Origin of the sequence: Pontibacter sp. SGAir0037, assembly GCF_005491705.1 — a bacterium.
GTDB lineage: Bacteria > Bacteroidota > Bacteroidia > Cytophagales > Hymenobacteraceae > Pontibacter.
The window spans coordinates 2,743,296-2,755,538 of record NZ_CP028092.1; the positions used below are offsets into that span (position 1 = coordinate 2,743,296).

The following is a 12,243-nucleotide window of genomic DNA, read 5'->3' on the forward strand; positions in this document are numbered from 1 at the left end:
CCACAGCCCGCAAAATAAAACTCCTGCCTTGTACGCCGCTTGTTTTTTTTTAACAAATTTAGCTACCTTTATTTGATAAAAGCTATACATCTGCTTCTACATGATTCTTTATAGTAACGGTATTGTTCAGTTGGACTATGATCCAGCCACCGACATTCTATTTATGCAATGGCCCGACTTTCATCAATTCGTACTGCCTGAGGTGAAACAGTCGTTGGATATTATTCTGGAAACTATTCGAAATTATGATGTAAAGAAACTGCTTATAGATTCAAGCGGTACGGTTGTGGACCTGAGCGACTCCGATTACAAACCTATTATGGTAAAATTTGTGCAGAACCTGATGCAAACCAGGCTGGTGAAGATGGCCCGTATCTTATCTGCTGATATAACACGAGAAGAAAGAGTAAACCAGGTGGAGCAGGAGACAAAACCTCGGTTTGTTTTCCGGAACTTTCAAACCAAAGAAGCAGCCCTGGAGTGGCTTACTGCCTGAACCAGGTAAAATTTTCCGGTTTCAGAGACAGCAACTTACATTCCGGCCTGATGTTAATGCAATAATGCTTGCCGCAAACACTTGTATAGCTGCAGTCCTTTTAGTATGTTCGCCAAAAATATCCGGGGTGTAGCGTAGCCTGGTATCGCGCCAGCATGGGGTGCTGGAGGTCGTGGGTTCGAATCCCGCCACTCCGACTTTATTAGCCTTCTACTTAGCTGTAGAAGGCTTTTTTATGGCACCTGGTTTTCTTACAATCACTCCACCCCATTTTACCTTTCACAAACATTTCATTTTCAATAAGTCCGGTTACAAACTTTAACTTTAAATGAAGCATAAATTTAATAACAACAGATACATATATTAAATTCTAAATATTATATTTACCAACAAATACTTTAATATATAATAGAAACTACACCAGTAGTTGCACCATTAATACCTTGGCTTTGCTTTGGATTTTAATACACAATTTTAAAACAACTGTGGAGTCCAGAAACCATATAAAAAACGGGGCAGAGCCGAAAAGCCTTAGGAGTAGGAAGACGAAACTTTAACATTTTATGAATTGGTTTTTACAAGTATTAAAAAAGTATGCTGTATTTAGCGGCAGAGCAAGAAGAAAAGAATATTGGATGTTTTCGCTCTTTTACATCCTTTTTGCGATAGTTGCCATGATTTTAGATAACATGCTTGGTATTGCTGTCGAGGAATTGAATTATGGGCCGATTTACGGCATCTTCGTCTTTGCCATGATTATTCCCAGCCTGGCAGTTCTAGTCAGAAGGCTTCATGATGTAGGAAAAAGCGGTTGGATGGTCCTGGTGTCGTTTATTCCAATTGCAGGCGCTATCTGGCTATTTGTGCTGCTTGTTACAGATAGTACTCCAGGTGCAAACAGGTACGGCGAGAATCCAAAAGAAGAAGATTATATACTTATCTAAGCGTAACAGGAACATTCCGCCATTAAAAGCCCTTTGCCAAGTAAAAGGTTTTTAATGGCGGAATGTTTATTTCTGATTGGTGCAAGTGTTATAGTTTTTAAAGCTGCTCCCCTGCACCCCTAAAAGCCTCCTGGCATCCCCGCTTTCTACCACGCTTTTCAAACTGTACCTGCTCAAAGCACCAGACACTGCTTTTCTTAAGGTATTTGCCAAACATCTTGCTGTATATACAGCTCCGAATGGCTCTATTAATTCCTCATTCTGGTATACATAAGCATCGTAGTCCGGCTCCTGCTGATACACAGCTATTAGCTTCTCCAGAGTTGCCTGCTCCATATCAATCATATCACAGGCAAGCAGGAGCAAATCCTGTGTAGGATATTGCTGGTGCACACTCAGAAGACCACGCAAAGGCCCCTCTACTATAGCTACCGTATCCAGCACCAATGTTTCAGAAGAAAAAAGCCTGTTGTAGTTACTCCACTGAGCAGCATTAACAGAAACAACAACAGGCAGTGCCAATGCCTCCAGCTTTGCTGCTACATACTTTGCCCAGGCAGTATCCTGTATAGGCAGCAGGCCTTTGTCGCGGCCCATGCGCCTGCTCTCGCCGCCACTTAACACCACACCCAACAGCTTAGCCATAGCAGCTCACTTTTTATCAGAGTGCCCCAAGCTTTTACCGGGGCTTACTTTGTCACGTATCAGTTGCTTCAGCTCCTTCATCTCCGGAAAACGGCCTGCTTCTTTGCGATCAAAAACCGGCTCCTCATTTACCCGAATGTTGTACCTCCCACTTACTTCGCTTGGCTGTAGCAACACACCGTGCAGTTCTTCCGAAAAAGTAGTGAGCAGTTCCTGTGCCATGTAAGCGGCACGCAACATCCAGCCACACTTTGGGCAATATTCAATGGTTACAACGGGCTTTTCCACAATTATTTTACTTTTGACTCATCAAACTCATACACATGCTTGTTGGCATCGCCAGTAATATCGTGGCAATTGCAGTTGCCGCCCCACTTCTTGGTTCCGTCGGTAAAGTACTCGCACTTCCAGATAGGAGCTTCGTGCTTAATGCGGTCAATGATATAGCGGTTAGCAGCATAGGCTTCAGTACGATGCGGAGAGGCTGTTATAACAACTACGGCAGACTCTCCCACTCCTACTTTGCCCACACGATGCTGCGCAAGAGCAATATTCAAGGGCCACTTGCTTTTAGCATCTGCTAGTATTCCGGCCACCATTTTAGAGGCCATAGATTCATGTGCTTCATAATCAAGGTAAGCCACTTGCCTGCCCAGGTTATTGTCGCGCACATCGCCGCTGAACAATACCACTGCCCCGGCCTGCGGATGATGCGACTCTGCCAGCAGACCTACCAGGTCCAAAGGCTTTGCTGAAATATATTCCATCGTAAAATGCTAAGTTTTTAGTTCTGTCGGAAGCACCATCAGCTTATCCACCGCTGCTGGGCGGTATCACGCTCACAACATCATCTTCTTTCAGCTGATAATCTGCTCCTACAAAAGTATCGTCTACGGCAAACCTGCAACTGCGCAGGACTCCGTCCGCAGCTCCATTCAATTTCCTTAATTGCTCTTTCAAAGCTGCCACATCCCGAATATCACCATCAAGCTCAAACTCTTTATCGTAATACTCTTTTAGGGCCGCATAAACCTGTATTTTCATTTTTCTATTCTTAAAACCACCTCTTAAGCCACTCATTGTTTACATCCTATCCGTAACTATTATACAAGCTATCGTATTGTTTCTTCGGCTCATAAATCATCAACAATTGTTGTCATCTTCATTTATGAGCTCTGATCCGAGAATGCATTACCCCGGCATAAAGAAAATAAGCTTCAGGGAAGCAATGCCAAGTACAGCTGTGAGTAGATAGCGCACTGTAGCCTGCCCAAACCGATGACTGCCAAAATAGGCACCGCTTGTGCCGCCAATAACGGCAGCAGCAAACCAGATATAAGCAGAACTGTTAAAGGCTGTGTCAAAAGTTGTATTCCCCAGTAATCCGGCGAAGGAGTTAAAGAAAATAAAGAGGCTGGACACAGCAGCTGCCTCTTTTGCTCGGGCCCAGGCTAAAAGCATCAGGATCGGGCTTAGAAAGATTCCGCCGCCAATATTTAGCAAGCCAGACAAATACCCGATGGCACACCCCCATAACAGGGCCACCCACAGCACAGGTTCTTTCTGCTGCTCTTTTTCTTTTGGCCCCATTCCCAGCAAACGGATCACAGGCACGATCAGGGCCAGGCCCAACAGCAGATTATAATTACCGGCCGGCAGTATTGTTTTAGAACCCAGAAAAGCAAGCGGTATAGAAGTAATCAGAAAAGGCCAGAGCAGCTTCCACTTAAAGTAGCCTGCCTTGTAAAACTGCACAAAGCCCATACCGGCTACCACCATGTTCAGCACCAAAATCATGGGCTTATAAGTTACCACCGGTACCGCAAAAATCGACAACACAGCCAGGTAACCACTTGCTCCGCCATGGCCTACAGAGGCATACAAAAATCCAACAACAAGAAGTGCCAGTGCTATAAGTAGATCAGGTTCCATTTTGTAGTAATGATAATGAGCTTCCGGCTATTACAAAATCTGCCTTTGGTGCTCCGCAGGTAGGGCATGTATAATCCGGAATAGATGTAAAGGGAGTACCATTTTGTACCTCGTTCACTTCGTCGCCATAATGCTCGTCGTACATGGTATAGCAGTTGCGGCATTGGTATACTTTATATACTGCCAGTTCTTCCGGTTTACCAGGCACCTGTTCATTCGGCTGCGCAGCGACCGAGAGCAGTTCAGGCTCACTTTGCTGCTCATAATAATCGTCGCAAAGCTTTATCAGGTACGTGCTCAGGTCTTCTTTGGCTACTCCTTTTTTAAAACTAATAAAATCTTTTGAATTAGGATTAAAATCGCGGGTATAAAGTATTTCGAACAGCTCTTCTGTTAGTGCGGCACTACTGCCAATATCTTGCTGTGTACGGATAATGATAGAGCCGAAAAGCCCCGTTTTAGGCTGCGTTTTTATGGCAAAACACAAGCGATAGGTTCTTACATCTTCTTCATTGAATTTCCTGACAAGGTGGTTTTTCAGGTTCAGGCCATACGCACACAGGTCTTCTACCTGCCAGTTCAGCTCATTGGAGGCATGGCGTACATTAATGCGGTACCTGCTTAGCACATTGTCCCACAAGTTCCGGTCAGCCAGCTCAATACCCTTTATCACCAGCGATTTCCAGGGGGTAGTGTACAACTGACCGATCCTGGTCTGAAGGCATATGGTACATATACGCTTCAGAAAAGAGAGCGGAAACTGTTCGTCCCGGCGGTAAATACCCAGCCATAATTTGTTGCCATAGCGGTTAAAACCTTCGTAGTAGGGCAGCTTAAACTCAGGCAACCTTAGCGGGTGGGTGATAGGCTGAATTACAAAGTTTCCGCTTGCCCGCACCATGTTATGCAGCAGATTTCCGTCTATTGCCCGCTGGTCGTAAAACCGCTCCTTATTCGAAAAAATCACCTGCTCAACCAGGCTACTAAGCCCGGGAATATCTTCTGAATAAACAAGCGACGGCCACTGGTAAATAATGTTTGTTTTCGGGAAACGGATGTACAGAAACCAGTAATTGCTCGTTTCGGAGGCGATAAAATTCAGGTTACCTGTAAAAAAAGGCACAAAGGCTTGTTCGCTATCTACCAGGTTTATCTTTACCTGTGGCCGGTAATCGAACAGGTCGAGTATGTCTTTGTATACACCCTCCCGCAGCCAGTTAGCATGGTAAAAAACGTCTTCGGTTACATAAGAACTCAGGATATTGGGGTGCAGGTCTTTGTTAAGTTCAAAAATGATATCGGCGGCCATTAAATCTTGCTGCAGTTCCCACAGTTTTTCTTCTGCCACTGAAAAAAAAAGCTGCTGCCTGTTTCCGAAACGGATATGCTCCACTTGTGCTTTCTCCGCCGCTTCCAGTATATGATACAAATCACCAGCCGATACAATGCCACCTGTCAGGTTTATTTTTATAGTATAGTCTTTTGCTGCCATTGCTACATTTCAATTTCTTAACTTTCTCACTACACCTTTACCACCTCCTGCTTCATACTTTCTTCGAGTATCTGCTTTACTTCGGGGCGGCAGGAGCCGCAGCCGGTGCCTGCACCTGTGGCGGTACATAACTGTTTAAAATCGGTGCAGCCTTCTGCTATCTTGTTTTTGATGTTGCCACTGCCCACGTTGTTGCAGCTGCATACCAGTTTCCCGATCACAGGCTCTGCTTTGCTTCCGCTGCGCAACAGTTGGAGGCGTTTTTCACTTAGCTCGGTTTTGTTCGAGATCAGCTCCCGGAACTCCTGGAACTCACTTTTATCTCCGATTAGGATAGCCCCTACTAACCTGTCCTGGTGAATAATACATTTCTTGTAATAGCGTTTGGCCTTGTCTATAAATACCACTTCTTCATAGTGTTCCTCATCCGGGCATTCGGGTATGCCAATGCTGCACAAGTCGAACCCGTGTATTTTGATGATGTTCATAAAGGTGCTGCCGGTATAATGGCTGGCAATATCTCCTGCCAGGTATCGGGCTACAATGTCAGCTTGTTGCTCTGCCGCAGCCGTGATGCCATACAGGACTCCTTCGAACTCCGCAATCTCGCCAATAGCAAAGATGTCCGGATCGCTGGTTTGTAGTCGTTCGTTTACCAGCACCCCGCGCTTGCAGTCCAGTCCGCATTCCCGCGCCAGCTCCAGGTTAGGCACGGTACCAATAGCAATGATCATGGCATCGCAGTCGATGCGGCGGCCACTGCGCAATCCCACTCCTGTCAGTCTGGAGCGGCCATAGTAGAGCTGTACTTCATCATTAAAGTATAAATCACAGCCCTGATCCATCATTTCCTCCTGCAGCAGCTGGCTCCCGAGCGGGTCCAGTTGCCTGTCCAGGAAACGGGAAATACGCTGTATAATGGTTACCCTGGTGCCGATCTCCCGTAGCGAAGCAGCCATTTCCAGTCCTAACAAACCACCTCCCACAATTACCACATGCGCCTTTGCCGGCAGGTGGCTTTTAAAGTTATCGGCATCGGTGCGGCTGCGCATGGTAAAGATGCCCGGCAGGTTCGGCACGTGCTTCGGCACTGCGGCACGGCTACCAGTGGCCATGATCAAAATGTCATAGTCGGTGCGGATTCCACGTGAATCAGTAACAAACTTGCGTTCCCTGTCCACCTTCTCTACACTTACCCCACGCAGTAAACGGATACGATAGGCTGGTTCCTCAGCGTCTTTCATTTTCACGAGTTGCTCCCATTGCTGCTGGCCGCTAATGTAGTCGGGAAGCATTACCCTGTTGTAGAATGGAAAATCTTCTTTGCTGAAAATGGTGATTTCATCGTCCTGGTTCAGTTCCCGGTAAGACTTCACAAAGCCAAAAGCTCCGGCACCGGCACCCACTATCACAATGCGCTGGTAAGGTTTTTTATACTTTTCAACTTTAACGGCACAATACTTAAAGTCAGGTTCTTTGGAAACAGGATCGACAAGGTCGCTTGTCAGGTTATTGGCCCGGTTCAGGTCGCTTCCCAGAATTTTGCCCCAATGCATGGGCAGAAACACCACGCCCTTTTTAATTGAGGAAGAAACGTTAGCTTTTACTCTTACATCCCCCCTTCTGGAGCTAACCACCACGATGTCCTCGTTACTTATACCTAACAGATCGGCATCCAAAGGATGCATTTCCAGGAAAGCCTGGCTGATGTGCTTTTTAAGTTTGTTTACTTTGCCGGTTTTGCTCATCGTGTGCCACTGGTCCCGGATGCGCCCTGTGGTCAGGATCAACGGGTAATCCTGGTCAGGCTTTTCGCTTCGGAACTCATCGGGCACCGGATGGATAATGGCTTTAGCAGACGGAGTATAAAATACTTTGTCTGTAAATAAGCGTGCTGTCCCCTGACCAGCTTCTCCGGTTTTATATGGCCATTGCACCGTTCCCTTCTCTTTCAGCACCTCATAATTCAGGCCGGTTATATCGATATTTGTTCCGTCTGTTAACCGGGCATGCTCCTGGTAAATAGCTGCGGCATTGGCAAAATCAAATCCCTGGTACCCCATTTGCCGGGCAAACCTGCAGATAATCTCTGCGTCTGGCAGCGCCTCACCGGGCGGGTCCAGCACCTTGTGCAGGTAACTGATGCGTCGCTCAGAGTTGGTCATAGTGCCTTCTTTCTCTGCCCAGGCTGCCGCAGGCAGAATAACATCGGCATACTGCAGTGTTTCAGGCTTACTGCTAATCTCCTGCACCACCACAAACTTAGCTTTCCGTAGCCCTTCCTCTGCCACCCGCACATTGGGTAAGCTCGTTAAGGGATTGGTACAGATAATCCAGATCGCTTTTAAAGTTCCAGCATGCAGCGCCTCAAACATTTCGGTGGCTGATAACCCTGGCTTTGCTGCGATGGCTGTTCCTCCCCAGAACTTCTGTACCTCCTCCCGGTGCTTCGAATCGTTCAGGTTGCGGTGGGCTGCCAGCAGGTTGGCCAGGCCACCTACTTCTCTGCCCCCCATGGCGTTGGGCTGCCCGGTTAAAGAAAAAGGCCCCGAACCGGGTTTCCCGATATGGCCTGTAATCAGGTTCAGGTTAAGCAGGCTCAGGTTCTTGCTCACACCGATCGAACTTTGGTTCAACCCCATGGTCCACATCGAAATAAAGCCTTTGGCATTGCCGATGTAATGGGCTGCCAGCCTCAGTTGTTCCTCGGGCACCCCACATATCTCTGCCGCTTCAGCTACTGATTTTTCAAAGACCAATGCTTTGTACTTCTCAAAACCCTCCGCATGCCTGCTGATAAAAGCAACGTCTATGTCACCGTTTTCAATTAATATTCTGCCGATGGCATGGTTAAGGGTAATATCGGTGCCGGGATTCAGTTGCAGGTGCAGGTCAGCCAGGGCACTAGAATCGGTGGCACGCGGATCTGCAACTATAACTTTTACGTTCGGGTTTGCGGTTTTATGTGCTTCTACCCTGCGCCACAGTATCGGGTGGCACCAGGCCGGGTTGGCACCGGTTACATAAAAGCAATCTGCCAGCTCTATATCATCGTAGCAGACAGGCACGCTGTCTTCGCCCAAAGCCATTTTGTAGCCTGCCACGGCACTGCTCATGCAAAGCCTGGAATTTGTATCGATGTTGTTGCTCCCGATAAAGCCTTTCATGAGTTTGTTCACAACATAGTACTCCTCTGTCAGGCATTGTCCCGATACATAAAAGGCAACAGCGTCAGGCCCATACTTCTGGATAAAGGTTTTAAAAACAGCAGCCGTTCTTTGCAAGGCTTCTTCCCACCCCACCCGTTGCAGCGGCATACTTTTGTTGTAGCGCATCTGCGGGTACAGCAGGCGATCAGACGTATCATTCACTGTATAGTGTAGGTTCATTCCTTTGCTGCACAGCATGCCCCTGTTTACAGGATGATGCTGGTTGCCCTCTACGGTTACAGTACCATTTTTCTCTTTTTTCACCACCACACCACAACCTACGCCGCAGTAGCAACAGGTGCTGGTAAAAGATTCTTTATGCAATTTGTTCGCAGGCATTTTTACTCAGGTTTGGTTGTGATACAGCTCAGGTAAAGGAGCATTTCTATACAGGCACCAGAGGCTGGGGTTTTGCGGAAGTACAACTGCCCCCTCTTTTTAACTCTCTAACTTTTTAACTTTCTACCTCCCAAGCTCTCTCAGCTTTCCACCGCTTCCTCAGCATACACTTTCACAGGAGCTGGCCTATTATCCTTCTCAGCCAGTAGCGCCTTCATTTCCAGCCTGGCTTCTTGTTCCATTTCGGGAGAAAAGCGCACGAGCAGAGCAAGCACAGAGGTAGCAGCTACCACCAGGCCAATAATAAAGAGGGCTTCGGGATAAGAAAGGCTTTCCACTTTAAAGAGGAAACCCGCCGCTACTGCTCCGGCATTTCCGCCTGCTCCAACCACACCCGCCACGGCTCCCATTGCTTTTTTATTGATGAAAGGAACAACCGAGAAAGTAGCTCCCTCCGACATCTGCACGAACAGACTGAAAACGATCAGCGCCATAATGGAAAGCGGCAGCATGGTCATTTGCGAAAACAGCACCAGGGCCAGCCCTTCTACCAGAATAACAGCGCCTAAAAACCACACTCTACCGGCCAGGCCCCAACGCATTCCGGCCCTGTCGCCGAAAAAGCCTCCCAGTGTTCTGGCGAAGATATTCATCAACCCGAACAAACCTGCTATCAGACCGGCTGTTTCGAGGCTTAACGCAAAGTTATCGTGGTAGTAAATGGCCGCAATATTATTGATAGTAAGCTCAATTCCGAAGCAGGCGCCATACAGCACAAAAAGCGCCCACACCCGGTAATCGGCAACCGCTTTCCAAAAAGGAACTTTATCTTTTTTCCGGAAGCCTTCAGTTCCTGCCAGATCAGCCTTGTTACCACCCGGGTAGTCGGTGGTACAGTAGTAGTAGGCGATCCCACAAAGGATCATTAAGACACCTGGCACGACCATAGCATAGCGCCAGGCCTGTGCGTCTACAAAGCCCAAACCCACAAAGCCGGCAAAAATCAATGGCATCACCATTTGCGTGATACCACCACCCAGATTACCCCAGCCTGCTGTTGTTGCATTCGCGGTGCCTACCACATTTGGGGCAAACATGGCAGTGGTGTGGTACTGTGTAATTACAAACGAAGCACCGATTACCCCTATCGCCAGGCGGAAAAGCAGAAAAGATTCATAGTTGTTGCTAAACCCGATACAGATAACAGGTAATGATCCCAATAACAGAATCAGGGTATAACTGATACGGGGACCTATCTTATCGCATAGCCAGCCTATCGCCAGGCGGGCCAGAATAGTAATAGCCACCGAAGAAATAATAATGTTGCCAATCTCAGATTTGGAAAGATGCAGTTCTTCCCGTACAACTGCCATTAGCGGAGCAATGCCAAACCAACCAAAGAAGCAGAGGAAAAACGCCAGCCAGGAAAGATGGAACGTACGCATCTGAATGGTTTTCAGGCTAAAAAGATTAATCGAAGTTGCCTTGCCGTTTGAAACTTTCATCATGATGTGATCTGGTTTTAGGTTATTTGAGGTTTAAATAATTTAGTCTGTCACAAGTATCTGCTGCAGATACAAGAAGGAGAAGCTGGAGATTCTGCTTTAATCCTGCTCAGCTCATTAAAACCGGAAGCAGGAATAAATTTAAGGTTACCCCCCTGGGCAGTACATGTGCATTGCCCAACGAATGGATTTAAAGAAGTAGGATACCGCCAGCTTTTCCTGCAACCTGTTCGTGTCGCAGAACAAATTCAAAAACCCTCCACCTGATGAACAGTTCACCTGAGCAGTGAAACCGGGCACGGTTTACAGCGGCTAGTGTCCTCCGCCCTTCATCATCTTGCGGGCATGAAATACAGCTGGCAGTATGGCTTCTAAAGACTCCCGGACACCATTCGAGCTGCCCGGTAAGGTTACAACCAGGGTATGTCCTATGGCCCCTGCCACACCACGGCTCATCATGGCAAGTGGCGTACGCATTTGCCCGTGTACCCGTATAGCTTCTGCTATACCATCGGCATCTCTTTCCAGCATTTCCTTTACAGCACTTACCGTATTGTCCCGGGGGCCTAAACCGGTACCGCCTGTCGTAAAAATGAACTGAACATCTTCCTCCACCCACTTCTTGATTTGCTGCTGTATCTGCGCTTTATCGTCGGGCAAAACGAGGTAATGCTTTACTTCCGCATTCACCTCTTCCAGCATCTGCATGATTATTTTGCCGCTGTTGTCTTCACGCTCACCGGCAGCAGTAGAATCGGAGCATACCAGCACGGCACATACAGGCGGTGTATTAAAATACTTTTTCTTTTTCTGCTCCAGCGCCCTCAGCTGTCCGATTTCCAGCTGTGCATCAACTGTCTTCAGCAGGTCAAACAGCTCCAGGGCTGCTACCGACACCGCAGTAAGTACTTCTGTTTCTATTCCTGCACGCCCTATGGCCTTGCCCACTGCCTTTATCAGAATCCCGCTTCGCTGCAGCACCCCTTCTTCCAGTATACCCTTATGCAGCTCTTCCTGTAGCGTTTCGAACTCCAGTTGCAGGCTGTCGAGCTGTATGGCATGGCGTTGTGGCAGTAGTTGCGGGGTAGCTTTTGCACCTATAAAACCTGCCGCTCTGGCTAAGCTAAAAGGACTACCACCAGGCAACCCTCCTTGCTCCAGGAGTGCAATAGTTTCTGCGGTACAGAACACTACGCCAATGGCTTGTGCTGTTTGCAAGGCAGTAGATTGAGACGTTAAATCGTGCATGAGTTCCTGTTTAGTAATAACCTGTTTCTTTTCTGCCAGCTAAAGTAGCAGAAATGTTATTACTATATGCCAATGTATACTTCATCTCCTACTACTTTTACCGGGTAGGTTTTAATCTGATAATCTTCCCCCGACAAGCATTCGCCGGAAAGCAGCGAGAAGGTTTTCTTATGAAAAGGGCAGGCTACTTTCGGTTCGCAGGTGTCGCCGGAGCTGCCAATCATGCCCCGCGAAAGCACCATCTGCTGCTTATGCGGACATAGATTCTGTGTAGCATACCATGTTCCGCGCCTGCTAAAATTATAGATGGCGATCTGCTCATCGTTATGTTTTACACAAGCACCGCCATTCTCAGGCACATCGTCTGTCTTACAGACAAGTACCCAGTCTACGGATGTTAAAACTTCTACTTCCATAATTGTTTCTGATTTAA

The 12,243-nt window shown here is 47.5% G+C and carries 12 protein-coding genes and 1 tRNA gene; 3 read left to right on the plus strand and 10 right to left on the minus strand.

Features of this window, described 5'->3' with window-relative positions; genetic code table 11:
• The first annotated feature begins 100 nt into the window (after positions 1-100).
• From C1N53_RS11110 to C1N53_RS11120, 3 genes are all read left to right on the plus strand, one after another.
• Positions 101-496, plus strand: a complete 396-nt coding sequence (locus tag C1N53_RS11110) for a hypothetical protein (RefSeq protein WP_137759379.1) — start codon at positions 101-103, stop codon at positions 494-496.
• Between the two features lie 123 nt (positions 497-619).
• A tRNA-Pro gene (locus C1N53_RS11115) sits at positions 620-693 on the plus strand.
• A gap of 366 nt (positions 694-1,059) precedes the next feature.
• Positions 1,060-1,440 (plus strand): DUF805 domain-containing protein, encoded by a 381-nt coding sequence (locus C1N53_RS11120; RefSeq protein WP_137759380.1) that lies wholly within the window; start codon positions 1,060-1,062, stop codon positions 1,438-1,440.
• 66 nt (positions 1,441-1,506) lie between these two features.
• Here C1N53_RS11120 and C1N53_RS11125 read toward each other — a convergent pair whose 3' ends face one another.
• From C1N53_RS11125 to nirD, 10 genes are all read right to left on the minus strand, one after another.
• Entirely contained in the window at positions 1,507-2,085 is a 579-nt protein-coding gene (locus C1N53_RS11125) for a molybdenum cofactor guanylyltransferase (RefSeq protein ID WP_137759381.1), read from the minus strand.
• 6 nt (positions 2,086-2,091) lie between these two features.
• Positions 2,092-2,373 carry a SelT/SelW/SelH family protein gene (locus C1N53_RS11130; protein WP_240773193.1) on the minus strand — a complete coding sequence of 94 codons (282 nt, stop codon included), beginning with the start codon at positions 2,371-2,373 and terminating at the stop codon, positions 2,092-2,094.
• 2 nt (positions 2,374-2,375) lie between these two features.
• Entirely contained in the window at positions 2,376-2,852 is a 477-nt protein-coding gene (locus C1N53_RS11135; protein ID WP_137759383.1) for a molybdenum cofactor biosynthesis protein MoaE, read from the minus strand.
• 43 nt (positions 2,853-2,895) lie between these two features.
• Positions 2,896-3,129, minus strand: coding sequence for a MoaD/ThiS family protein (locus C1N53_RS11140; protein ID WP_168194014.1), 234 nt, complete (start codon positions 3,127-3,129; stop codon positions 2,896-2,898).
• Between the two features lie 147 nt (positions 3,130-3,276).
• Entirely contained in the window at positions 3,277-4,017 is a 741-nt protein-coding gene (locus C1N53_RS11145) for a sulfite exporter TauE/SafE family protein (protein WP_137759385.1), read from the minus strand.
• A complete protein-coding gene (locus C1N53_RS11150; RefSeq protein ID WP_137759386.1) occupies positions 4,007-5,509 on the minus strand; it encodes a rubredoxin in 1,503 nt (500 codons plus the stop codon). The genes C1N53_RS11145 and C1N53_RS11150 overlap by 11 nt, the downstream gene beginning before the upstream one ends.
• Positions 5,510-5,538: 29 nt before the next feature.
• Entirely contained in the window at positions 5,539-9,057 is a 3,519-nt protein-coding gene (locus C1N53_RS11155; protein ID WP_137759387.1) for a nitrate reductase, read from the minus strand.
• Positions 9,058-9,197: 140 nt separating this feature from the next.
• A complete protein-coding gene (locus tag C1N53_RS11160) occupies positions 9,198-10,562 on the minus strand; it encodes an MFS transporter (RefSeq protein ID WP_137761472.1) in 1,365 nt (454 codons plus the stop codon).
• A gap of 312 nt (positions 10,563-10,874) precedes the next feature.
• Positions 10,875-11,810: a bifunctional molybdenum cofactor biosynthesis protein MoaC/MoaB gene (gene moaCB, locus C1N53_RS11165; protein WP_137759388.1), complete on the minus strand. Its 936-nt coding sequence runs from the start codon at positions 11,808-11,810 to the stop codon at positions 10,875-10,877.
• 62 nt (positions 11,811-11,872) lie between these two features.
• Complete coding sequence (gene nirD, locus C1N53_RS11170) at positions 11,873-12,226, minus strand: nitrite reductase small subunit NirD (protein ID WP_137759389.1); 354 nt, start codon at positions 12,224-12,226, stop codon at positions 11,873-11,875.
• Between the last annotated feature and the right edge of the window lie 17 nt (positions 12,227-12,243).

What these genes read in the sequence shown, in the direction of transcription:
- C1N53_RS11110 (WP_137759379.1), top strand. Translation starts at nt 101, where the DNA reads ATGATTCTTTATAGTAACGGTATTGTTCAGTTGGACTATGATCCAGCC.
- C1N53_RS11120 (WP_137759380.1), top strand. Translation starts at nt 1,060, where the DNA reads ATGAATTGGTTTTTACAAGTATTAAAAAAGTATGCTGTATTTAGCGGC.
- C1N53_RS11125 (WP_137759381.1), bottom strand. Translation starts at nt 2,085, where the DNA reads ATGGCTAAGCTGTTGGGTGTGGTGTTAAGTGGCGGCGAGAGCAGGCGC.
- C1N53_RS11135 (WP_137759383.1), bottom strand. Translation starts at nt 2,852, where the DNA reads ATGGAATATATTTCAGCAAAGCCTTTGGACCTGGTAGGTCTGCTGGCA.
- C1N53_RS11140 (WP_168194014.1), bottom strand. Translation starts at nt 3,129, where the DNA reads ATGAAAATACAGGTTTATGCGGCCCTAAAAGAGTATTACGATAAAGAG.
- C1N53_RS11145 (WP_137759385.1), bottom strand. Translation starts at nt 4,017, where the DNA reads ATGGAACCTGATCTACTTATAGCACTGGCACTTCTTGTTGTTGGATTT.
- C1N53_RS11150 (WP_137759386.1), bottom strand. Translation starts at nt 5,509, where the DNA reads ATGGCAGCAAAAGACTATACTATAAAAATAAACCTGACAGGTGGCATT.
- C1N53_RS11155 (WP_137759387.1), bottom strand. Translation starts at nt 9,057, where the DNA reads ATGCCTGCGAACAAATTGCATAAAGAATCTTTTACCAGCACCTGTTGC.
- C1N53_RS11160 (WP_137761472.1), bottom strand. Translation starts at nt 10,562, where the DNA reads ATGAAAGTTTCAAACGGCAAGGCAACTTCGATTAATCTTTTTAGCCTG.
- moaCB (WP_137759388.1), bottom strand. Translation starts at nt 11,810, where the DNA reads ATGCACGATTTAACGTCTCAATCTACTGCCTTGCAAACAGCACAAGCC.
- nirD (WP_137759389.1), bottom strand. Translation starts at nt 12,226, where the DNA reads ATGGAAGTAGAAGTTTTAACATCCGTAGACTGGGTACTTGTCTGTAAG.